Origin of the sequence: Tunturiibacter gelidiferens (assembly GCF_051013345.1) — a bacterium.
In the GTDB taxonomy this organism is placed as follows: Bacteria; Acidobacteriota; Terriglobia; order Terriglobales; family Acidobacteriaceae; genus Edaphobacter; species Edaphobacter gelidiferens_A.
In genome coordinates, this window is sequence record NZ_CP132939.1 from 3,624,676 (window position 1) to 3,646,823 (window position 22,148).

The window sequence follows — 22,148 nt, forward strand, 5'->3', positions numbered from 1 at the left end:
GAAGAGAAATGGTTTCGTATGGTTGGGTGATTGTTCGAGGAGAGAACTATATGCGGTTGATGAGGAACTGGGCGGCGATGGTGTTGATGAGCGGAGCGTCGTTGGGGTGGTCGCAGGCAGTGACGCCGGGAGCGACGACGCAGGCGCAGATCGGGTTGGTGAATCTACTGTCGCCGAAGGATATCGCGGCCCAGGGGGCGGAACAGCTTGAGAAGGCGAAGGCGAGCGCCAGTGGAAGCTCTGGCGCTACGCTGGCGAAGTATCCGGGACATTACACGATGATTACGGCACGGGCGAAGAGCGGTGGCGCCGAGGTGCATGCGAATTTTTCGGACTTTCTGATTGTTGTGGACGGCGAGGGAACGGAACTGACTGGCGGGACTGTGGTCGATCCTAAGGAAGGGGAAGATGGAGAGACTCGGGGAGCGCGTCTTGAGGGTGCGACGGCTCATTCGCTGCATAAGGGAGATATTCTGCACATCACGGCGGGGACGCCGCATCAGGCGATCGAAGCTCCGGGACAGACCATTACTATCTTCGTCATCAAAGTGCAGAAGCCGGTAGAAGGAAGTGTCGCCGCGAGATAGCTGGCGCGGCGCGCTCAATAGAGAACGCGAGGGACTTTATATTAGATTCGATTGAGACAGGAGATAGGAATGCGGCTTTATCAGATGGCAGATGCGGTGCGCTATGGGTTGATGAACACCGAGGAGTTGCGCGAGACCTTTCTGCTGGAGGGAATGTTCGAAGTTGGAGAGATCGAATTTGCTTATGTGGATCTTGACCGGACTGTGATTGGTTCGGCGGTTCCTGTTAGCGAGGAGTTGACACTTGAGACGGAGCCAGAGCTGCGCGCGGAGTATTTTCTGGAAAGGCGTGAGCTTGGAGTTTTGAATGTAGGCGGAGCGGGTTTGGTTGTAGTGGATGGAAAGAGCTTTGAGGTAGGCAAGCTGGACTGCTTGTATGTAGGTCGAGGAAGCAGAGTGGTTACTTTCTCGAGTAAGAATGTGAATGATCCGGCTTATTTTTATTTATTGAGTTACCCGGCTCACGCGGAGTATCCGACTGCGATGGCGAAGTTCGCTGATCTTCAGGGGCTGCAGCTGGGGGCGGCGGAGACTTGCAACAAGCGGACTATTTACAAAGCTATTTATAAGGATGGAATTAATAGCTGCCAGTTAGTGATGGGTTTTACTTTGTTGGAGCCAGGGAGTAACTGGAATACTATGCCTCCGCATACGCATATGAGACGGAGTGAGGTGTATTTTTACTTCGATGTGGATCCTGCGCATCGGGTACTGCATTTGATGGGACCTCCTGATGCTACGAGTCATCTAGGGAGAGTCTGCACAAGTTCTGCATCGCTTGCCTGATTGATTAATCTGATAGCTGCGAGGAGATTGCGATGAAGCAGCAGAGTCTGTCGAGTCAGGGTGTGTTTGAGAAGTACGGGCGGAAGAGTCGGCGGGAGTTGTTTCTGGACGAGATGGAGCAGGTGGTTCCATGGTCTGCGCTGGAAGCCCTGGTACGACCGCACTATGCGAAGGCGGGCAAGGGAGGGCAGCCGGTAGGGTTGGCGATCATGCTGCGGACTTACTTTGTGCAGCAGTGGTTCAATCTGTCGGACCCTGGGGTGGAAGAGGCGTTGTACGAGTCTGCGGCGCTGCGGCGGTTCGTTGGCGTGGACCTTGGGATTGCGCCTGCGCCGGATGAGACGACCATCCTGCGGTTCCGTCATCTGCTGGAGAGGCACGAGCTGGGCGGGTTGATGCTGGATGCGGTGAACGTGCATCTGGATGCCAGGGGCATCCGGATCGCGACGGGCACGATTGTCGATGCGACCATCCTGCATGCGCCTTCGTCGACCCAGAACGCGAGTGGCGAGCGCGACCCGGCGATGCACCAGACCAGGAAGGGCAACCAGTGGTACTTCGGCCTGAAGGCGCATATCGGCGTGGACGCGAGGGAGGGCATCGTCCACTCTGTGGCGACGAGCGCAGCCAGCGTGGCGGACTGCCACATGTTACCGGAACTGCTGCACGGCCAAGAGCGTAAGGTGTGGGGCGACGGCGGCTATCAGGGCCAGACCGACGCCATCCAAGAGGCCGCTCCGAAGGCACAGGACATGACCTGCAAGCGGACGAAGTTCAAAAACTATGTCGACGAGTTACAGAAAAAGAAGAACCGGAGTAAGTCGAGGGTGCGGGCCAAGGTAGAACATCCGTTCCGGATCCTGAAGCGCATCTTCGGCTTCGACAAAGTGAGATACAGAGGCATCGCGAAGAACCATCACCGCCTGTGCGCGAACTTCGCGCTGGTGAACCTGTACCTGCACCGCAAACGTCTGGCAGTCCTTGGGCAGTAGTGCGCCTGGAAGCCCCGGAAAACGGGCGGATGCGCGTTCCAATTAGCCCTCCAACAGCATCAAACCAACCAAAACCCGCGCATCTTCCATGCCCACTCCCTGACCCCAGAAAGTCAGACGCCTACGCAGAGGTTCCCTAGTGGTGGCGGATAAGGAAGTGGTGGTGTCGCCGGGGTGGTCGATTCATGCTGGAGTTGGGACTAAGAACTATGCGTTCTGTTGGGGGATGGGCGGGGAGAACCAGGCTTACGACGATATGGACGCCGTCACGATCGCGGACCTCCGATGAGTGACACCTCGGCTGGTTTGACGATTCGTGCAGCGAGCGAATGTAGATGGGACCTGGTGAGTCTCGGCGAAGTGTTGCTGCGGTTTGATCCGGGCGAAGAACGGATTGCGGGAGCACGAAACTTTCATGTGTGGGAGGGCGGTGGCGAATACAACGTGGCGCGGGGGTTGCGTCGATGCTTTGGGCAACGGACGTCGATTGTGACGGCGCTTGCGGATAATCCGGTGGGGCGGCTGTTGGAAGATCTGATGTTGCAAGGCGGCGTCGATCTATCGCATCTGCGTTGGGTGGAGTATGACGGGATCGGGCGTGAAGCGCGTAATGGAATCTACTTTCTGGAGCGTGGGTTTGGATTGCGCGGCGCTATGGGGATGATGGATCGAGGACATACTCCGATCTCTCAGCTTCAGGTTGGGCAGGTTAATTGGGATGAGATCTTTGGTGGAGAAGGAGTGCGCTGGTTCCACACGGGCGGCGTGATGTGTGCGCTGTCGGCGGAGGCTCCTGCTGTTGCTCGAGAGGCGATGGTGGCGGCGAAGCGGCATGGGGTGGTTGTGTCGTATGACTGTAACTATCGGCCGTCGCTGTGGAAGAGTGCCGGTGGGCGGCAGGGGGCGAGCGATGTGAATCGGATGCTTGCTCCGTTTGTCGATGTGATGTTTGGACATGAGGGGATTTGGCGGCGGTGTTGTGCGACGCTTCGCATGGCGCGCCGTGGCATAGCTATGAGAGCTATGGGGAGATGGCAGCTCGGGTGTGCCAGGAGTTCGGAAATCTCAGTGTGATCGCTACAACTACGCGGAGGCCAAAGACCGCGAACCGGAATGACTGGGCGGCTTTTGGTTATGTCGAAGGAAAAGTTTACGAGAGTATTCGATTGGATGACCTTGAGGTATTCGACCGTGTTGGGGGTGGGGATTCCTTTGCCGCCGGTTTGATTTACGGATTGTTGGATGCGAAGGGAATGCAGTGGGCGCTTGATTGCGGAGTGGCGCATGGAGCTCTGGCGATGACGACTCCGGGGGATAGTTCGATGGCGACGCTGGGTGAGGTGGAGCGGTTGATGGCGGGTGGGGCGGCCGGGGTGCATCGGTAGGGCTGAGATTGAGGAGAGCTATGGAGAAGGCTGCGGTACTTCGGGAGTTGCGGGAGATTGGGCTGGTGCCGGTGCTGCGGGCGGATTCAGTCGATCAGGCGATGGCGCTGGCGGATGCGATTGCTGCAGGTGGGGTGACGGTGCTCGAGGTGACAATGACGGTGCCGGGGGCGATTCAGGTGATGCGCCGGCTGGCGGAGCAGAGGCCGGAGATCCTGATAGGGGCGGGGACGGTGCTCGATGCGGAGACGGCGCGGATGTGCATTCTGGAGGGGGCGCAGTTTGTGGTGAGCCCGGCGCTGAATGTGGCGACGATCGAGATGTGTCATCGGTATTCGGTGGCGGTGTTGCCGGGAGCGCTGACTCCGACGGAGATTTTGACTGCGTGGCAGGCGGGGGCGGATGTGGTGAAGGTCTTTCCGGCGGGTGCGATGGGCGGGCCGAAGTACCTTGCTTCGCTCAAAGGGCCGTTGCCGCATATCGAGATGATTCCTACTGGCGGTGTGATGTTAGGAACAGCTGCGGAGTTTCTGGAGGCTGGTGCGTTTGCGCTTGGTGTGGGCTCGGATCTGGTGGCGGCGAAGATGATCTCGGATGGAAGGCCCGAGGTGATTACCGAGATCGCGCGGAAGTATCTGGAGATTGTGCGGGCGTTTCGTTTGAAGCAGAAGGGTTAGTTTTTTCGAGGGGTGCCGGGGGGTAGCCAGGGCTTTGGGCGGGTGATCCAGAGGAGGGGCTGGCGGATGGGGAAGGTGTGCTGGAGTTCAGTGTTGGGCGGGTCGGGGGGAGGGTCTTCCAGAGGGCGGCGTACTCGGGGCGATCGTAGGCGCGGGCGGCGAAGAGGAGGCTGGGGGGCCGGATGGGGAGAGCAGTGAAGTAGGCTGCGTCGGCTCGGTACGGCCAGGTGCCACGGTTGAGGATGTAGGGATAGAGGCGGGCGATGACGGTGTGCATGCCGGGGCCGTCTTGCAGCTCGTACTCCCAGACGCTCTCGAAGCGGGAGGAGAGGAGGAGGCAGATGGCGGCGAGCATGTCGAGGTTGAAGAGGCTGTTGCGGTAGGGGTTTGGTGTGGTGAGTTCGTGGGGGAAGGTGCCGTCGGCGACGATCTGGGCGCGGAGGGTGGAGGTTTTGTACTGGTGGCGGAGTGTGGTGAGGGGGCGGTCGTCGGCTAGCTCAGTGAGGTGAGCGATGGCGGAGGCTTGAAGGAGCCAGGAGGTTCCGTGATGGCTCTTGTTGTCCCGGGCGAGTCCGGCGAGGCGTGAGGTGTTGAGCCAGTCGAAGTAGTCGGTGAACCACTTGGTGAGGGCGGTGAGTTCTTCTGTGGTGAGGGCCTCGGAGTTGATGAGGAAGGGGAGGGATTGGACGACCTCGGCGAGATGGACTGCTTCGACGATGCCTTCGAGGCGTCCGTTTTTTGAGGGGGGATGGTCTGGGCGTATTGGAGGCTGGGGGTCATGCTGGTGGCGGGGGTGATGAACCAGGCTCGGAGGTGGGCGGCGGCTTGCTGGGCGTAGCGTGGGTCGCTGGTGAGGAGGAATGCGGCGGTGAGGGCGGGGACGTAGAGGCTGAGGTTGAGCAGGGCGTCGCGGTGGGCGGTGAAGGCGTCGGGGTTTGGGGTGCCGTCGGTGTGTTGGGCCCAGGGTGCGGTGGGGTTGGCGGGGTCGGGGAAGTAGTCTTCGGGTTCGGAGTAGAAGTCGTTTGGGGTGCCGGGGCTGCGGGGGAGGGGAGCGTGGTGAGTGGGACGGGAGGTTGTGTGAGATAGCGGGCGGCGAGGGCGAGGGTGCGGTCGTGGTCGATGGCGGCTACGTCTGGGCGGGCGGTGGGTTTGGTCTGGATTGGGCCGGTCTGGTTCGGGCCGGTCTGGGTCGGGGGGTCTGGACGGTGGAGGAGGCCTGGGCCTGGGCGCGGAGGAGTCTGGGGGAGAGGAGGAGGGTGGCGGCTCGGGAGCAGAAGGTGCGGCGGGTGACGGCCATGGTGTTGGAAGCCCTTCGGCGGCAAGGGTACCACGAGGTTGCGAACAACGCCTCGGGGTACCCCCAAGGGTATCTTGCACGAAAGTCGCTTTTTATCAATGATTTGCAGCAGGGTGCCGGGTACAAAATATTGAAAATAAATGACTTGCGCACAAAATACTTATAATCAATGAGATAGCCGCAGTAGAAAAGCCCCGTCTTGTGTCCCGGGGCTTTCTACTGGTCTGCTTCTATTCTAGCTTGTTGGTGGAAACTAATGCGCCAAGTGGAAGTCCTTATCTGGCGCGGGGATTTGAGGTTTGGGGGCTTGACAAGATTTAGATGGGTTCCGGCTTGAGGACCAGATTTTGACCCTGTCCGCTTGTTCTGGTGGTCAGGGAGCGGTTTTTGTCTTCGATCCGACCAAAGGTGCTTACCAGAAGTCGTTGCATTTTGGCAGCGGCACCTGTGACAGCGGTTGGAATGTCGGAGGAGTCGTTGGTTACGGTGAGTGCCTGGTGATGTTTGTGACGGACTTCGAGGCGGCAGCGTTTGTCCTGCGCTCCTGATTTGTCTCCGTTTTCGTCGCTGAGATGGACTTCAATACGAGTGAGTTGGTGTTTGAATCGGTTCAGGATGCGTTGAAGATCGGATTCGATCAAGTTGGAGAGTTTTTTGTGCATGGAGATGTTTTTATCGCTGCTGATCTGAATCTGCATTCGTTAAGCTCCTTCTCTCTTACCTGCGAGATTAGACGCAGCATGGTGTGCCGAAGTGGCCGAGTTTTTTGAGGGTTTGCCTGGAAGACTGTGTAAAACTTTTGGAGAGTTGCGAGGTGGTTTCGGGGGCTGCTCTGGGAAGTTCAGGACGTTGGCATGGAGCGTATGATTGCCAGCCGAACCAAACCGCAGATCCTTTGGCTCCGCTCGGGATGACAGGTTGATGCAGTGAATCTCAGAGGACGCTGCGCATGGCGGCGTTCCCGATGCTCCATTATTCCTGCCACCGAAAGGACGCTTAGAAATTCGTGGTGAGGCGGAGTGTGTAGCTTCGGGCGGGGGCGATCGCGTTACCGGAGAAGAGGCCACCGAAGTCGATGACGTTGAGGCGGTCGTTCAGATTACTGCCATCGGCCTGAAAGCGCATGGTCATTCGGTCACTCTTATAGAGGTCCGCACCCAAGGTGGCATCGATGGCGAGCATGGGCAGGATGCGACCACGGTCGAAGTTGATGCGGCTGATTACCTGCGGGCCGTACTGGGCGAGGGCATCGGCCTGGTCGCCGGCGAATTGGAAAGGCAGACCAGAGCCGTAGCTCAGGCCTGCGGCGAACCAGAGGTGGGGGAGGACCTGATACCGAAAGCGCGTGCGGAGTGTGTTGCGCTGGTCCTGCGATGCGGGAAAGTGTCCGGTGGTCTGAGCGACGGCAGCGGCTGCGTCATCGCCGAGGAAGAGTCCTCCGGTGACCGGGAACCAGACGTTGGCCACCATGTAGGAGTAGCTCGCATAGCCGGAGAGATTTCCGAGATGAACGAGAGAGAGCTTGCCTTCCGCCCCGTAGACGATCGCTTTGTTGAAAGAGATGGGATAACTGACGCCGGTGTTGAGCAGCTGATCGTCGTCGGCAAAGTTGGTGACGTTGCGCCGGAAGACGTTGATGTCGATGCTCATGTGCTGGGCGAAGGCCTGGCTGAGGCCGCCTTCGTAATAGTTTCCGCGGGAAGGCTGGACGGGCAGGCGAAGGAAGTTATTGTTGAGCGCGTCGATCTGCGGCGAACTGGAGATGAGGATGTTCTCAAACGACGGAGTTTGGAAGATGCGGTCGTAGGAGGCGTGCAGCACCATGTTGAGCGAGGGCAGGTAACGGCCGATAGAGATGCGGGGGCTGAAGGCGTTCTGGTTGAGGAGGAGTTGATAGTGGTCCCATCGCAGGCCAGCGCTTATCGTCCATTCGCCGAGGCGAATCAGGTCTTCGACGAAGGCGGATTGCTCAAGGTCGGACCGGTGACCGGTGAAGGCGAGGCTTGGAGGAGTGTTGTCGTCGAATTGCGTGGAGTCGGTGATGAGATAGCTGAAGTTTTCGTGCAGAAAGGCGTTGTCGGATTCGACCCCGGCTTTGAGTTCGTGATGGCCGTGGCGCAGGGAGTAGGTGGCTTTGAAGAAGCCTTCGCGGAAGTAATTGTGCTGAAACGGGAGGATCGGAGTCGAGTAAAGGTTTGAATTGAGATTGTTCGCGTTGTCGCGCACCATTCCCGCGAGCGTGCCCAGGCTGTTGGGCGAGAAGATGTGCTGGTAGTGAACTGTGCCCATGGTTTCAAAGTTGTCGCCGGTCTGTAGCTGGCCGGCCTGCTGCTGAACGAGTTCATTCGGAATCTCGAAGCGAGAGAGTTCGTGGCGGACGCTCATGCGCAGGCGGTCATTTTGGGTCAGGTCGCGTTCGTAGTGGGCGGAGAAGTCTCCGGTGGTTCCGCGGTTGGTGTAGTTTTCGGGCACGACGGGATTTAGATAGTGCGCGGACATGCTGCCGGAGGCGGTTGCGCCGAAGGTGTTTCTGCCGTGTACATCCTGCAGTTGCGCGTAGGCGGCTCCGGTGTCATAGCTGCCTCCGGAGAGGACTACTTGTCCGTGGAGGCCGTCGGCGGTTTGGCGGCGCGTGTTGAGTTCGACGATGCCGCCCAGCTTGCGTCCGTACTCAGCGGGGAAGCCGGCGGTAAGGATGCTGATGGAGTCGAGATCGTCGGCGCCGATCTCGGGGCCGAAGCTGGGGGAGCGGTTGTCGGTGAGGGGGATGCCGTCGATGACGAACTGGGTCTGGTACTCGGAGCCTCGTGGATGGAGAACGGCGTTCCCCTCGTAGAGCCAGCCGGGTTGCGTGTCGACCAGGTCCTGCACGGACCTGCCGGGCAGGGAGGCCTCGCGATCCTGAATCTGCTTCGCGCCGATCTGCATGACCGATGACGGACGATGGGGATCGACCAGGGGTGCGACGTCGCTCACCTGCACCGATGTATTTACGGTCTCGATGTTGAGCTTGACGGTGTGCTCGGAAGGGAGCGCCGATCTCACTTCTACTGTTTCGGTGGTCGCCGTAAAACCCTGGCTTTCCGCGCGTACGAGATAGATGCCATAGGGCAGGATCTTGATGTCAACTTCGCCTGTGTTGCTGGTCGGGAGTGAGGTGCGATATTGGGTGACGCTGCTGGAGATCGTGATGTCGGCGCTGATGCCTAGCCCGGTTGGGTCTGTCACTTTGAGGCGAAGCTCACCGGTGTTCACTTGAGCGAGCATGGGCCAGGTGAGATCGAGCAGAAACAGCGAGACCAACGTAGCTAGAATTCGACGGATAGGCATACTGGTGGACCGCGAGTTGGATAGACGTAACAGGCTAGCCGTGAGAGCCATTCCTAACCCGAGGATATGCGTCGGGGCTGGCCGGGGTCGAGGGTAAAAACCAAATCGACGGACATCCACGGGACCGGGCGTCTCAATTGTTGCCTGGCGATAACAAGCGCGATGCGCCTATTGAGCCGGGACTTGGGTTCGCTGTGTTCTGGAAGCAGGGGGTTGAGTCTTTATTGTCTAAACACGAACGCATCGCGACGGGAGATGGACCTCCGCCGCGATGCGTTGTGGGGTTGGACAGGTGTTTCGGGTGAAGTGCGACTACCAGCGATCGTGATCCGGCCGTGTGCCGGGGGTGAAGGAGACGCCGCGAAGAACCTCGGCGAAGTCGGCTTTACGGACGATGGTGAACTTCTCCTTGGCGGCCCTGGTGGCGTCGGTGTTGGATAGATCGTCGGTGACGGCTACGAGGCGGTTGGGATCGGCGCCCTGATCTCCGCTTCCGCTGACGGTGGAGGTGATGGCGTAGAGGGTGACTTTGCCGTCGTCGCCGACTTTGCCGGTGAGATTACGGACGCCGTCGGTGGCTGGCGACCAGGGAAGGCTGGTGGCGGAGTTGTTGCCGGTGGGGTATCGGTTGACGGTGTAGGGGACGCCGAGTTCGAGGCCGGTCTGCAGGGTGTAGGCGCGGCTCCAGGTTTTGGTGGAGGAGTTGAAGATCCACTTCTGGATGCCTGCGGTGGTCTGCGCGGCGGCATGGGTGTAGAGGGTGGTGTCGCTGGCGAAGCCGTCGCCTTCGTCGGCTACGTAGAGGGTGTCAGCGTTGGCGAACCAGATGCCGAAGGGAAAGGCGAGTGGGTTCGCGGTTTTGGCCAGGGCGGTGGGGAAGCCGGCGAGGATGCACATGTTGCTGGGCAGGCCGGAGGTTTGGAGCTTGGTTGGGTCGAAGGCGAGGGGCGAGATGGGGAGGGTTGCTCCGACGGCGGGAACGCCTACGCCGTTGGGGCATGCGGTGCCTGTGGTGTCGACGAAGTAGACGGTGTTGACGCCGTTGCCTCCGCTGCCTTTGGTGAGATAGAGGACGTTGTTGAAGACGGTCAGGCCGCGGAAGTTGTCGTCCTTGCCGATCTTGTCGGCCTTGTCGCCGAGCAGGGTGACGGAGAAGCTGGCGACAGGGGTGGGCGTGCCGGGGGTCTGAAAGCTCTCGGGGGCGTTGGAAGGATCGATGATCTGGGCTCCGGCGCCGAGGACTACACCGTTGGGCTGGGGGTTGCTGCCATTGCCCGCGTTGCCGGAGGTGTAGAAGAAGTTCGCTCCGTTGGTGTTGTTGAAGATGGCGGCGCGGCCGTTGTTGCCGCTGTAGGCGTTGGTTTCGGTGAAGGTGAACTTGCCGGAGCGGTTGACGGTGGCGACGGCACGATAGTAGGCGACGCCGACGGGGTTGGTGGGATCGATGACGCCGGGGGTGTTGGAGTTGGAGACGTCGATGGTGTTGACGGGGGCGACGTAGTCGATGAAGGTGAGCAGCTTGCCGTCGGTGGAGAGGTTGAGAGCTTCTTCAGACTTCGAGCTGAAGCTGGTGACGAGCTGATTGCTCTCGGAACGGACGTTGCGCTGGGTGCTGTTGGGCACTTCGAGGCTGTCGAGGAGGATGCCGAAGGGGGTGATCTGGTCGAGATAGACCTTGGAAGTGATGCCGAAGCTGCCATCGGCCAGGACGTTGTTGAAGACGAAGGGGAAGGTGCCGTCGTTGGTTGCGGCAACGCAGGGGACGGTGGTTTTGGCGCAGTTTGGCGGGAGCAGGGCGCCTACCTTCACGTTGTTTGGGTTGTTGTCGTAGACGCTGCGAGAGACAACGAGATTTCCGGGGTAGAAGTGAATATCAGCGTCGCGGTCGTGGTCCTGTGCGCTGGCAGGAATGCTGGCGGCGAGGGTGCTCAGGGACAGGGCTGCGAGGCTTTTTGCGAGAAGAGGCCAAGAGCCTGTCTTGCCTGTTTTGGTGAAGGGGGAAGTCATTCGTGTCTCCGGATCAGTGAGATTTGCTTATTCTGATACGAAGACTCTAGTCGGTTGATGTTAGCGATTCGTGAATTGCGGTTCGGCGGGTTCAGTGGGGCAAGGGCGCGTAGGTCACGAGATTGCGGCGGTCACGAGAGATTGGGCTTCGGTCTGGATTTGTTTGAGGTGGTCTCTGCCTTTGAAGCTTTCGGCGTAGATCTTGTAGACGTCTTCGGTGCCGGAGGGGCGGGCGGCGAACCAGCCGTCTTCGGTGGTGACCTTGAGGCCGCCGATGGCGGCGTGATTGCCGGGGGCTTCGGTGAGGATGGCGGTGATGGGTTCACCGGCTAGTGTTTTCGCGGTGACCTGCGCGGGGGAGAGTTTGGCTAGCTTGGCTTTTTGATCTTTGGTAGCTGCGGCGTCGATGCGTTCGTAGACGGGGTTGCCGTACCTGGCGGTGAGTTCGGCGTAGAGCTGGCCGGGGTCTTTGCCGGTGCGGGCGGTCATCTCGGCGGAGAGGAGGCCGGGGATGAGGCCGTCCTTGTCAGTGGTCCAGACCTGGCCGTTGCGGCGGAGGAAGGTGGCTCCGGCGGACTCTTCTCCGACGAAGCCGAGGGTGCCGTCGATGAGTCCGTCGACGAACCACTTGAAACCCACTGGCACTTCTAACATGGGGCGGTTGAGGCCTTTGGCTACGCGGTCGATGATGCTGGAGGAGACTAGGGTTTTGCCTATGCCGACTTTCGCTGACCACTGGGGGCGGTTGGTGAAGAGGTATTGAATGCAGACGGCGAGATAGTGATTGGGGTTGAGCAGGCCGGTGGTGCGGGTGACGATGCCGTGGCGGTCGTGGTCGGTGTCGGCGGCGAAGGCTACGTCGTATTTTTCTTTGTTGGCGATCATGCTGGCCATGGCGTAGGGGAGGAGCAGTCCATGCGGATGCGGCCGTCCCAGTCCGTGGTCATGAAGCGGAAGGTGCCGTCTACGTTGGGGTTGATGATTTGTAACGGCAGGTGATACTTATCGGCGATGCGGGGCCAGTAGTGGACGCCTGCTCCGCCTAGCGGGTCTACGGCGAGCTTGAGGGTGGTTCCGGCGAGGACTTCGAAGTCGATGACGTTGGCGAGGTCGTCGACGTAGGAGGAGATGTAGTCGTGGCGGTGGGTGGTGGAGGCGTTGAGGGCCTGGGTGTAGGGGATGCGCTTTACGGCGGTGAGGCCGGCGGCGATGATGTCGTTGGCGCGGTTCTCGATCCACTTGGTGGCGGTGGTGTCGGCGGGGCCGCCGTTGGGTGGGTTGTACTTGAAGCCGCCGTCCTCGGGTGGGTTGTGGGAGGGGGTGATGACGATGCCGTCGGACTGATGATCTTTGTGCTGCGCGTTGTAGGTGAGGACGGCGTGGGAGAGGGCGGGGGTGGGGGTGTAGGCGAGGTCGGTGTCGACCATGACGTGGATGTTGTTGGCGGCGAGGACCTCGAGGGCGGTGGCGAAGGCGGGCTCGGAGAGGGCGTGGGTGTCCTGGGCGAGGAAGAGGGGCCGGTGGTTTTTTGGTCGCGACGATAATCGACGATGGCCTGGGTGATGGCGGCGATGTGGTCTTCGTTGAAGGCGGTTTTGAAGGCGCTGCCGCGATGGCCGGAGGTTCCGAAGGCTACGCGCTGGGCAGGGACGGTGGGGTCGGGGTGGAGGGTGTAGTAGCCGGTGATGAGGCGAGAGAGATTGACCAGGTTGGCGGGGAGCGGGGGCTGGCCGGGCTGATTCGGAGTCTGAGTTGGATTGGTGCTCATGCCGTTTTGTTCCTCTTCGAGTGCCTTTTGACTGGTGTGACCTTTGCTCTGACCCTTTGACACTATATGGGATGCGGGTGGTGTGGGAAATGTCAGTCATAAGGCGTTAGGGTGTGGGGTCGTTGGGGAGCAGGGAGGACTCGGATTGACACGGAAGTCGCAGTGGAAGGTGCTTGTGTTTTGGGTGCGGTTAGCCTAAAACGGGAATGATCCGGGTTGTGTGTTTCGATTTGGAACGCTGCTGGGCTGCTTTTAGCCGGCTTCGACGTGCGCTGTTGAGTTTTGATCGTGGAAACGATGGCTGGTCTTGTTGGCGCAGAGTGCGCGGCAGAACCTGTTCATGAGGGGTTGGATGGGCCTGGTACGTCGGATTCTTCTGCACGGGGTGGGGTTTGCGGGGCTGTGGGCCGCGGCTTTGCCGGCGTCTGCGGTGGAGGCGACGCTGGTGGCGGACGCTCATGTGAACAGCGCGCGACCAGCGGTGAATAGCGGGACGATCTCAAACTTGAATGTGGGCGGCGGGTATACGGCGCTGCTGCAGTTCGATCTGTCGACGCTGCCGGCGGGGACTACGGCGGCGCAGGTGTCGCGGGCGACGCTGCGGCTGTACTGCAATCGGGTGGATACGGCGGGGTCGGTGAGTGTGCAGCCGGTGAATGGAAGCTGGGGGAGTACAGCGTGACGTATGGGACGCTGCCGTCGCTGGGGGCTGCGGTGAAGACGGTGTCGGTGGGGCAGGCTGGGGTTTATGTGGTGGTGGATGTGACGGGGCTGGTGCAGGGATGGGTGAGTGCTCCGGCGACGAATAATGGGATGGCGTTGACGGCGGGGACCGCGGTGGTGCAGTTCGATAGCAAAGAGAACGACCTGACGGGACATGCGGCGGTGCTGGATGTGGCGCTGGCTTCGGGGGAGCGACGGGAGCTACTGGACCGGCGGGTCCGGCTGGGCCTGCGGGACCGACTGGAGCTACGGGGACCGCAGGACCGGTTGGGCCGGCGGGGGCACCGGGATTGAGCTTTCAGGGGCTTACGCGGCGGGGGCGACTTATGCGCTGAACGATGTGGTCACTTATTCGGGATCGAGTTTTGTTTCACTGACGGGAGGGAACCGGGGGAATACGCCGGGGATCGCGGCGCAGTGGGCGGTGCTGGCGCAGGGGGGACGGGTTCGGGCGGTAGCGGGGGGACGGTGGGGCTTGCGTACCAGGGGACGTATGCGGTGGCCGCGAACTATGCGCTGAATGATGTGGTGACGTATCAGGGGTCGAGCTATGTTTCGCTGATTGTGGCGAACCATGGCAATACGCCGGGGGTGAGCCCGGGGCAGTGGGGTGTGCTGGCGCTGGGGGCGGTTGGGATTCAAGGGCCGGCGGGGGCTGCCGGTGCGCAGGGACTGCCGGGGTTGACTGGACCGGCTGGACCGACCGGGGCTGCGGGGCCGACGGGGGTTGCTGGGGCGGCGGGTGCTCCGGGGCTGCCGGGGTTGGTGTATCAGGGCGCGTATGTTTCGACGACGAACTATGCCCTGGGGGATGTGGTGCTGTGGCAGGGAGCTAGTTATGCTTCGCTGCTGAATGGAAATCGCGGAAATACTCCGAGCGCTAGTCCTGGGCAGTGGGGTGTGTTGACCGCGCAGGGACCGGCGGGGACTACGGGAGCGCAGGGTCCTCAGGGGGTGGCGGGTCCGCAGGGATTGCCGGGGTCCGTAGGGCCGAACGGGCCGCAGGGTCCTCAGGGGTCGCAGGGGATTCCGGGGCAGGCTGGGGCGCAGGGGTTGACGGGAGCTGCGGGGGCGCAGGGTGTGAGTGGGCCGATGGGTCCGCAGGGGCCTGCCGGGCCGGTGGGGATGACGTTTCGGGGGACGTACTCTTCGGCGGTGAACTATGGGCTGGGGGATGGGGTGCTGTTTGGCGGGTCGGCTTATGTTTCGCTGGTGGCGGGGAATATTGGGAATACTCCGAATTTGAGTCCGGCGGAGTGGTCTTTGTTTGCGACGGGGACGCAGGGGACGCAGGGGCCTGCCGGGCCAGTGGGGCCGCAGGGTTTGCAGGGACCGGCCGGGGTTGCGGGTGCGGCGGGGCCACAAGGAGCGACGGGAGCTGCGGGGCCGCAGGGGCCTCCAGTGGCGAACTATACGGGGAACTATGTCTCGTCGACGAACTATGCGCTGCATGATGCGGTGAGCTTCAATGGGTCCACTTATGTTTCGCTGGTGGGGGAAATGTTGGGAATACACCTTCGTTGAGTCCGGGGCAGTGGGCTGTGTTGGCGGGGCAAGGAGTTGCTGGGCCGGCGGGTGCTGCGGGGCCAGCGGGGCCGACGGGTGCGACTGGGCCAGCGGGGGCCAATGGAGCGGTTGGGCCGCAGGGGCCTCCGGTTAGTTTTCTGGGGGGATGGCTGGTTGGCACGGCTTATTCGGTTGGCAGTGCGGTGAGCTTTGGCGGGTCGAGTTACATTGCGCTGGTGGCGAACAGTGGAAGAGAGCCGGATGTGAGTCCGACGTTTTGGGGTGTGCTGGCTCAGACCGGAGCGCAGGGGCCGGTGGGAGCTACGGGCGCTACCGGTCTTCAGGGGCCGACGGGATTTCCGGGAGCGCAGGGACCTGCAGGACTGACCGGCGCTACGGGTTCGGCGGGGCCGGCGGGTTTGACCGGGGCTGCTGGGCCGGTGGGGCCGCAGGGGGCTGCGGGACCGGCTGGAGTTGCAGGGCCGGTGGGGATGGTTTATCGGGGGAGCTACTCTTCGAGCACGAATTATGGGCTGAACGATGCGGTGAGCTATCTTGGATCGAGCTATATCTCATTGTTATCTAGTAACTTGGGGAATCTTCCTAATGTAAGCCCTTCGGTGTGGAGTTTGTTGGCGGCGCAGGGTGCGGCTGGGCCGACGGGAGCCACAGGGGCGACTGGGGCACAGGGTACGGCGGGTTTGCAGGGGCCGCAGGGTGTGGCCGGTCCGGCTGGAGCGGCGGGGGCGGTGGGAGTGACGTTTCGCGGCCCGTGGGGGATTGCGGCCACTTACCATGTGAATGATGTGGTCAGCTTTGGTGGGGCGACGTATCTGGCAGCTACGGGGTCGGTTGGTGCGGAGCCGGATCTTTCGCCGGCGGTGTGGGCGGTGCTGGCACAGGATGGAAGCGCGGGGGCCACGGGGCCGGGTGGCGCGGCGGCTACGGTGAGCGTGGGAACGGTGACGACGGGCGCAGCGGGGACGCAGGCGAGCGTGACCAATGTGGGGAGTGCGGGTGCTGCGGTGTTCAACTTCACGATTCCGCAGGGAGCAGCGGGGACGAATGGGACGGGTGGCGGCGGCGGTGGCGCGGGTACGAGTGGGATACCATTTGCTTCGATCTATCACTCGGTGTCGTTCAATCTGCTGTTTCACTCGGTGAATAGTGCGACGGATGCGTCGACGGAGACCGACGCTGTGCTGACCTGGGTTCCGGCGGGGTGCACGGCCACGCAGTTGAGTGTGTTTTCGCGTGAGACGACCAATACGGTGAATGTGATTTTGCGGCAGGGGACCCCGGGGAGTATGGCGAATACGTCTCTGGTTTGTTCGGTTGCCCCGGGGGGCGTGTGCCCAGGAGGGCAACGTGACGGTGGCGCCGGGGAACTTTGTGGACTTTACGGTGACGGGTGCGAGCGGGACGGCGACGGGGATGTGGATGGCGCTGGCTTGTAACTGATTTTCGTGTCCTGCCGGACGGGCCCGCTGCGCGGGGCGGTCACTTCGTGACTTGTGTACTGGTCTTGGGTGGACTAATCCCGTAGACCCTCCCGTTGGTCGGCACAGACTTTGACCAGCGACCAGCGGGAGCTCCTCGCGAAGCAATTACAAGTCACGAAGTGACCGCTGCCCGCGCAGGGCGTCCGTCCGGCAGGACACTCTTAAAGACCGGCGGCGAGAGAGGTGCGAAGGTCTTTCGCGAGGGCTGGGAGGGTGGTGAGTTGAGTGGGGGTGGGGGCCTTTAAGATTTGCTCAATCTTGCGGGCGATGTCGGTGCCCTGTTGGTAGCCGAACATGCCGAGAGAGCCGGTGAGTTTGTGGGCGATGCTGTAAGCCTCCAGGCGAGGCTCGTCGGCGAGGTTGCCGGAGGCGGCGATGGAGGCGGTGCGATCGAGCAGGTCGAGGCGTTCGCGCAGGGTCGGAAGATTTTTCTCCCAGAGGCTGGCAAGGACATCGTCGATCTGGTCGTGTTTTTTCATCGGAGCGGATGGGTTTGGTGACGTGATTCGGGGATAGAGTCGAATTGATTCGACGGGCAGGGCATGCGGGTAGTTTACTGCGGATTGTGCAGCAGGGAGGAGCGAAAGTCACTTGATGACTCGGAGGTAATGGGGAGGAGAGGTGCGGCGAGTCTCTCAGGCGCGGGTTGCTAGATGGACCAGCCGAGGGCGGTTGAGATCTGCTCGGCGAGGGTGAGGGGATCGAAGGGCTTGAAGAGGATTCCGGCGAGACCGAGGCCTGCGAAACGTCGCTGGTCGACTCCCTGCACCTTGGCGGTGAGCAGAAGGACGGGGATGTGGGAGATGGCGGGAGTCTGTTGCATTTTGGCGAAGGTGGTGGGGCCGTCGACGCCGGGCATCATAACGTCCATGAGGATGGCGTCGGGTTGTTCGGCTGAGGCGATGTCGATGCCTTCGGCGCCGGAGCTGGCGGTGAGGATCTCCCAGCCTGCGGTTGCTTCGAGGGACAGCGCGGCTACCTCGCGTATGTCATCTTCGTCGTCGATGATGAGAATGCGTCGCATGAGCGAGTTTATTCTCTCATGCGGCGCGAGTTGGTGTAGTTGTCTTAGTGGCTTCGCTTGCGAAGATGCGGGTAGGCTGCCGGAGTTGGGGAGAGAAAAGAACAAGCAACCGCAACGGCGAAATGCGGGGTCTCTCCGCTCCGCTGTTCACGATGAAACCGTGAACAGCTCCGGTCGAGATGACGCTTTTTATCGAGGGTGCTTTTTCCAGATGGCGCTTCTTATCGGGAGGATGAAACAAGAAAAGGCAAAGGCAAAATGAGGGGACCTTCCCTTCCGATTCAGCTAAGGGTCAGAACGACAATGATTTTGTTCGGTGCCACAGCTCGGGAGATTCGTCAGGCGGCGGGGCCTGCGGTGGCGAGGTCGGGGAACTTGGTGCGGAGACGGTGGACCATGGAGAGGACGAGTTCTTCCACCTCTTGTGGTTGAACCTTTGCTTTGGTGAGGAACTCGGTGGGACCGAGGCGGAGCTTGGCCATCTCGGTCTCGGACATCTCGCGGCCGGAGTAGACGACCAGCGGCATGGTGCGCAGGGTGGGCTGCTGGCGGAGCCACTCGACGAGGAGAAGCCGTCGCCGTCGGGGAGGGTGAGATCGAGGATGAGAAGGTCGGGCGGGCGCGTGATGCACTGCCGGATGGCCTGCTGGCGGGTGGCTGCGTGATCGACGTGGACCGCGGCGTCGTGGAAGCTGGCGGTGAGAACGCTGGCGAGGTCTTCGTCATCTTCGACGAGGAGGACGTAGGCGGGGCCTTCGCCCTGGTGCAGGACGCGGCCTAGTTCGGCGAAGAGAAGATTCTCGTTGAACGGTTTCTGGACCCAGCCCTGTGCGTCGCCGGTGAGTTGGGGGCGGAGAGTTGAGGAGAGAACGCTGAGCACAACGACGGGGATGTTGGCGGTGACGGGGTTGTTGCGGAGGCGCTGGAGGGTCTCCCATCCGCTGAGTCCGGGCATGTAGAGGTCGAGGAGGATGGCTTCGACGTGATGCTCGGCGGCGAGGACGAGGGCCTGTTCGCCGGAGCTGGCTTCGACGACGGTGTAGCCCTGACGGGTGAGGTGCTCGGAGACGACCGTGCGGATGCCGGCGTCGTCATCGCAGACCAGGATGGAACCTTCGCCGCGCGGGGGTAGTTGAGAGGGAACGGCGACGTCGGTGGCGCGAGTGGTGCGGGGGAGCATCATGTAGAGCGTGGTGCCGGGGCCGAGGTTGCGCTGGGCCCAGATGGAGCCGCTGTGCTGCTGAACGATGCTGCGGCAGATGGCGAGACCGAGGCCGGTTCCGCCCTTCTGGCGGGCGTCGGAGGGTTCGATCTGCTGGAAGCGGTCGAAGATCGTGTCGAGCTTGTCGGCTGGGATGCCGCGGCCTTCGTCGACGACCTTGAGGAGGATGGAATCGGAGGCGGCTTCGGTGTGGATGCGAACGGTGGAAGCTGCAGGCGAGAACTTGATTGCGTTTGAGAGGAGATTCGTGAGGACCTGGAGGATGCGGTCGGCGTCACCGTCGAAGAAGAGGGCTTCGGGATAGGCGGCCTGGGCGACGGTGGAGGGCTCGAGCGCGAGATGGACAGTGTTGGCGTCGGCCATGGCGGTCATGGTGTCAATGGCCTGCTGGGCGAGATCGCGCAGGGAGCAGCGGCGAATCTGCAGGGGAGCGCGGCCGGACTCCATGCGCTCGAGGTCGAGGATGTCGTTGATGAGGCGGATGAGGCGGTCGGTGTTGGTGACGGCGATGCGAAGGAGGTTGAGTGCTTTGGCGTCGACGTCGCCGATGATGCCGGAGGAGAGAAGGCCGAGTGCGCCGCGAATGCTGGTAAGGGGAGTGCGGAGTTCGTGCGAGACGGTGGAGATGAACTCGTCTTTGAGGGTGTCGAGCTCGGAGCGATGGGTGAGTTGAAGCGTGTGCTGATGCTGCTGCTCGCGGGCCTGGATCAACTGGTCGGACAGATCGCGGTTGGTGCGTTGAACACGCAGAAAAGCGTAGAGCAGGACTGCTGAGGTTGTAAGGAGCGAGAGGTAGCCAAGTAGAGGAAGAATGTGCATTTTGACGGTGACCTATGGTAACTCTTATGCCACTTGTTGGTAACTTTATTTGGTAACCGTTGGAAGCTTTATAGCACGTAGGTGTTAATGCGCAGTTTGGGTGGGGGCTCGGTTGGAGATTTCAGGAACCCCTGTCCGTTAGCGTAAAAATTCTGATTTCACGCTGAGGATGACAGAAAGTAAGTTGTAGTGGGAATAACACGTCGGTGGGTTATCACAGATGACAACATTGGAGGCAAAGCACTTAGGCCGATAATTGACCTGAAAAGCCGCCTTCTCTCAGGGAAAAGGCGGCTTTTTATAGGGTTTGATCGGTTTTAGGCGGTTACGGCAACTTGATCGAGAACGTTGGTCCATTTTTTCCCTTTTCGGGAAGCGTGGGCGTTCTTGTGGAAGGCATAACCGGTAATCAGGGGCAGAGCGAGGGTGGCCTCGGAGTAGACCATTTGCTCGTAGGTGAGGTCGACTTTGCCCCAGCTTGAGGCTTCCTTGAGGGTGGAGCCGGAGAGGGCGCCGTCCCGGGCGTCGGCTACGGTGATCTGGATGGCGTACTTGTGCATGGAGGCTTCGACTCCGAGGATGTCAGCGGCTACGACTATGTCCTGGGCGAAGTTCTTGGGGACGCCGCCGCCGATCATGAGGAGGCCGGTGGTGGGGTTGGCGATCTTGAGCTGGGTGATCTCGTAGAAATCCTTGGCGGAGTCGATGGAGACCATGGGCTTGCCCTGACGGGCGTGTTGATGGGCGACGAGGCCGAAGCCGGCGGAGCAGTCCGAGAAGGCGGGGCAGAAGATGGGGACGTTCTTCTCGTAGGCGGCGAGGACGATGGAGTCGCGGCCGCCTGCCTGGGGGTCTTGCCGTTTTTGCTGAGGTAGGCGCCCATCTCGCGGATGAACTCGCGGGAGCTGTGGGGCTTGGGCTCGAGGGAGTTGGTGATCTGGTGGGTGATCTCGTCACACTGGCGGAGTTCTTCTTCGTCGATGAAGGTGTCGTAGATGCGGTCGATCATGAGTTCGCGGAGCTCGGCATCGCCTGCGCCGTACTTGTACTCGTCGCCGGCGACGTAGTGGTTGAAGCCGAGGGCCTCGAAGAAGTCCTGATCGACGATGTTGGCGCCGGTGGAGACGATTGCATCGACCATGTTGTTGCGGATGAGGTCGACGAAGATTTTTGAAGTCCGGCAGAGATGAGCGAGCCGGCGAGGCAGAGGATGACGCCGCAGTCGGTGTCGCGGAGCATCATGTCGTAGATGTTGGCGGCGCGGGCGGTGTCACGCGCGGAGTAGGCCATCTGGGACATCGCGTCGACCAGGGGGACGACGTTGTGTTGCTTGAGGTCGAGGTGCTGGATGGGGCGGGCGAGGAGTTCTTTTTTGTGGGCATGGCCTTTACAGAATATCAACTTTAGTCAGGATTGACGCGGGTTTTTGTATGAATTTTGTATGAGACGCTGGTGTCCTGCCGGACGGGCCCACTGCGCGTGGGGCGGTCACTTCGTGACTTGTGTACCGGTCTCGGGTGTGATCGGGGGCCTGGGTCCTCCCTTTGGTCGGAGGGAGATTTTTCAGGGCTTGAGGAAGGCTTGGACGGCTTTGTCGAATGCGATGGGCTGGTCGTACATGATGAAGTGACGCGAGTCGTCGATGCGGATGATCTTCAGGTTTGGCTTGGCGGCGTAGGCGGTGGTGTAGAGGGCGGTGACCTGGTCGGCTGGACCTTGCGCGGTTTCATAGGGATAGAGAAGCGTCATCGGGGTTTTGATAGTAGCGAGCTGAGGGCGTAGGTCGGTGCCGAGGTCTTCGAGCATGGCGTTGGCGAAGACGGTGCGGTCGGAGGCGATGGAGGAGGCTGAGACCAGGCGCTGGCCTTCGGGATCCTTGACGAGGCGGTTGGTGTAGGTGGGTGAGGATGCGGCGAACTGTTCCTTGGGAATGGCGATGAACTGGTCATGCGTGGCTTTGGCTTGCGACGCGACGCTTTCGACGGTTGCGGCGGGGTTGAAGACGAGACCGTAGAAGGGGAGGGTGTCGATGATGAGGAGTTTGCTGACGTCTTCGGGATGGGCCTGGGCGAGCATGAGGGCGAGAAGGCCGCCCATGGAGTGGCCGATGACGGGGATCGGCTGGAGGTGGTTGAGGACGATGTACTGGTGGAGCTGCTCGACTACGGGGGCGAAGATGGGGCCGGTGGCGTTGGGGCCGGCTGGCTCTCCGGCGAAGCCTGCCAGCTGGATGAGGTGGAGGCGGTAGGTGGAGGTGAGGAGCTTGGCTTCGGCGTCGTAGACCTCTCGGGAGCTGGCGAGGCCGGGGATGAGAAGCACGTCTGGGCCTTTGCCGGGGGCTACGCCTTCGATGACGACGGAGAAGCGGGTGGGCGCGGCGGTGATCGCCTGACTGAAGAGCGGCCTTCGCAGCAGCAGGACGCAGGCGAGGAGGAGCAGCAGAACGACGATGCGGAGAGCGGTGCGGGATGCAGTCATCAGGAGGCTCCTTGGACGATCCATTGGAACTACCTCAGTGTGCGG

At 61.4% G+C, this 22,148-nt stretch carries 18 protein-coding genes and 4 pseudogenes; 11 read left to right on the forward strand and 11 right to left on the reverse strand.

Annotated features, from left to right (window positions below):
- Positions 1-50: 50 nt before the first annotated feature.
- The 7 genes from RBB80_RS18170 to eda all read left to right on the forward strand — a co-directional run bounded on the left by RBB80_RS18170 (position 51) and on the right by eda (position 4,427).
- Positions 51-587 (forward strand): hypothetical protein, encoded by a 537-nt coding sequence (locus RBB80_RS18170; RefSeq protein WP_433963886.1) that lies wholly within the window; start codon positions 51-53, stop codon positions 585-587.
- A gap of 69 nt (positions 588-656) precedes the next feature.
- Positions 657-1,373 (forward strand): 5-dehydro-4-deoxy-D-glucuronate isomerase, encoded by a 717-nt coding sequence (kduI, locus tag RBB80_RS18175; protein ID WP_433963887.1) that lies wholly within the window; start codon positions 657-659, stop codon positions 1,371-1,373.
- 32 nt (positions 1,374-1,405) lie between these two features.
- Positions 1,406-2,365: an IS5 family transposase gene (locus RBB80_RS18180; RefSeq protein ID WP_433963888.1), complete on the forward strand. Its 960-nt coding sequence runs from the start codon at positions 1,406-1,408 to the stop codon at positions 2,363-2,365.
- Positions 2,366-2,507: 142 nt separating this feature from the next.
- Positions 2,508-2,654 carry a hypothetical protein gene (locus RBB80_RS18185; protein WP_433963889.1) on the forward strand — a complete coding sequence of 49 codons (147 nt, stop codon included), beginning with the start codon at positions 2,508-2,510 and terminating at the stop codon, positions 2,652-2,654.
- Complete coding sequence (locus RBB80_RS18190) at positions 2,651-3,439, forward strand: hypothetical protein (RefSeq protein WP_433963890.1); 789 nt, start codon at positions 2,651-2,653, stop codon at positions 3,437-3,439. The genes RBB80_RS18185 and RBB80_RS18190 overlap by 4 nt, the downstream gene beginning before the upstream one ends.
- Positions 3,436-3,750: a PfkB family carbohydrate kinase gene (locus RBB80_RS18195; RefSeq protein WP_433963891.1), complete on the forward strand. Its 315-nt coding sequence runs from the start codon at positions 3,436-3,438 to the stop codon at positions 3,748-3,750. Before RBB80_RS18190 ends, RBB80_RS18195 begins: the two co-directional genes overlap by 4 nt.
- A gap of 20 nt (positions 3,751-3,770) precedes the next feature.
- Positions 3,771-4,427: a bifunctional 4-hydroxy-2-oxoglutarate aldolase/2-dehydro-3-deoxy-phosphogluconate aldolase gene (eda, locus tag RBB80_RS18200; RefSeq protein ID WP_433963892.1), complete on the forward strand. Its 657-nt coding sequence runs from the start codon at positions 3,771-3,773 to the stop codon at positions 4,425-4,427.
- Here the strand turns inward: eda and RBB80_RS18205 are convergent.
- The 6 genes and pseudogenes from RBB80_RS18205 to RBB80_RS18230 form a co-directional block, all read right to left on the reverse strand.
- Positions 4,363-5,804, reverse strand: a pseudogene (locus RBB80_RS18205) (alginate lyase family protein). The gene eda and the pseudogene RBB80_RS18205 sit on opposite strands and share 65 nt — an antisense overlap.
- Positions 5,805-6,041: 237 nt before the next feature.
- Entirely contained in the window at positions 6,042-6,422 is a 381-nt protein-coding gene (locus tag RBB80_RS18210; RefSeq protein ID WP_433963893.1) for an HPF/RaiA family ribosome-associated protein, read from the reverse strand.
- A 298-nt stretch (positions 6,423-6,720) separates the two neighbouring features.
- A complete protein-coding gene (locus RBB80_RS18215; protein ID WP_433963894.1) occupies positions 6,721-9,054 on the reverse strand; it encodes a TonB-dependent receptor in 2,334 nt (777 codons plus the stop codon).
- Positions 9,055-9,366: 312 nt separating this feature from the next.
- Entirely contained in the window at positions 9,367-11,061 is a 1,695-nt protein-coding gene (locus RBB80_RS18220) for a hypothetical protein (protein WP_433963895.1), read from the reverse strand.
- A 114-nt stretch (positions 11,062-11,175) separates the two neighbouring features.
- Positions 11,176-11,946: a hypothetical protein gene (locus tag RBB80_RS18225; protein ID WP_433963896.1), complete on the reverse strand. Its 771-nt coding sequence runs from the start codon at positions 11,944-11,946 to the stop codon at positions 11,176-11,178.
- Positions 11,943-12,530 (reverse strand): annotated as a pseudogene (locus RBB80_RS18230) (phosphoglucomutase, alpha-D-glucose phosphate-specific); the annotation flags it as partial. The gene RBB80_RS18225 and the pseudogene RBB80_RS18230, both read right to left, overlap by 4 nt.
- A gap of 59 nt (positions 12,531-12,589) precedes the next feature.
- Here RBB80_RS18230 and RBB80_RS18235 point away from each other — a divergent pair.
- The 4 genes and pseudogenes from RBB80_RS18235 (at position 12,590) to RBB80_RS18250 (ending at position 16,515) form a co-directional block, all read left to right on the forward strand.
- The gene (locus RBB80_RS18235) at positions 12,590-12,889 is read left to right on the forward strand and encodes a hypothetical protein (protein ID WP_433970075.1); all 300 of its coding nucleotides are present in this window, start codon (positions 12,590-12,592) and stop codon (positions 12,887-12,889) included.
- A gap of 292 nt (positions 12,890-13,181) precedes the next feature.
- A pseudogene (locus tag RBB80_RS18240) lies at positions 13,182-13,846 on the forward strand (DNRLRE domain-containing protein).
- A gap of 123 nt (positions 13,847-13,969) precedes the next feature.
- A complete protein-coding gene (locus tag RBB80_RS18245; RefSeq protein WP_433963897.1) occupies positions 13,970-15,076 on the forward strand; it encodes a hypothetical protein in 1,107 nt (368 codons plus the stop codon).
- A gap of 17 nt (positions 15,077-15,093) precedes the next feature.
- On the forward strand, positions 15,094-16,515 hold the full coding sequence (locus tag RBB80_RS18250) for a hypothetical protein (RefSeq protein ID WP_433963898.1): 1,422 nt from the start codon (positions 15,094-15,096) through the stop codon (positions 16,513-16,515).
- Positions 16,516-16,721: 206 nt separating this feature from the next.
- On the opposite strand, the gene RBB80_RS18255 is transcribed toward RBB80_RS18250, so the two are convergent.
- The 5 genes and pseudogenes from RBB80_RS18255 to RBB80_RS18275 all read right to left on the reverse strand — a co-directional run bounded on the left by RBB80_RS18255 (position 16,722) and on the right by RBB80_RS18275 (position 22,103).
- Entirely contained in the window at positions 16,722-17,039 is a 318-nt protein-coding gene (locus tag RBB80_RS18255; RefSeq protein WP_433963899.1) for an Hpt domain-containing protein, read from the reverse strand.
- Positions 17,040-17,209: 170 nt separating this feature from the next.
- Positions 17,210-17,584: a response regulator gene (locus tag RBB80_RS18260; RefSeq protein WP_433963900.1), complete on the reverse strand. Its 375-nt coding sequence runs from the start codon at positions 17,582-17,584 to the stop codon at positions 17,210-17,212.
- Positions 17,585-17,876: 292 nt separating this feature from the next.
- A complete protein-coding gene (locus tag RBB80_RS18265) occupies positions 17,877-19,625 on the reverse strand; it encodes a response regulator (RefSeq protein ID WP_433963901.1) in 1,749 nt (582 codons plus the stop codon).
- Between the two features lie 317 nt (positions 19,626-19,942).
- Positions 19,943-21,023: pseudogene (locus tag RBB80_RS18270) on the reverse strand (1,9-bis(guanidino)-5-aza-nonane synthase).
- A 165-nt stretch (positions 21,024-21,188) separates the two neighbouring features.
- Positions 21,189-22,103, reverse strand: coding sequence for an alpha/beta fold hydrolase (locus tag RBB80_RS18275; protein WP_433963902.1), 915 nt, complete (start codon positions 22,101-22,103; stop codon positions 21,189-21,191).
- Positions 22,104-22,148: the final 45 nt, after the last annotated feature.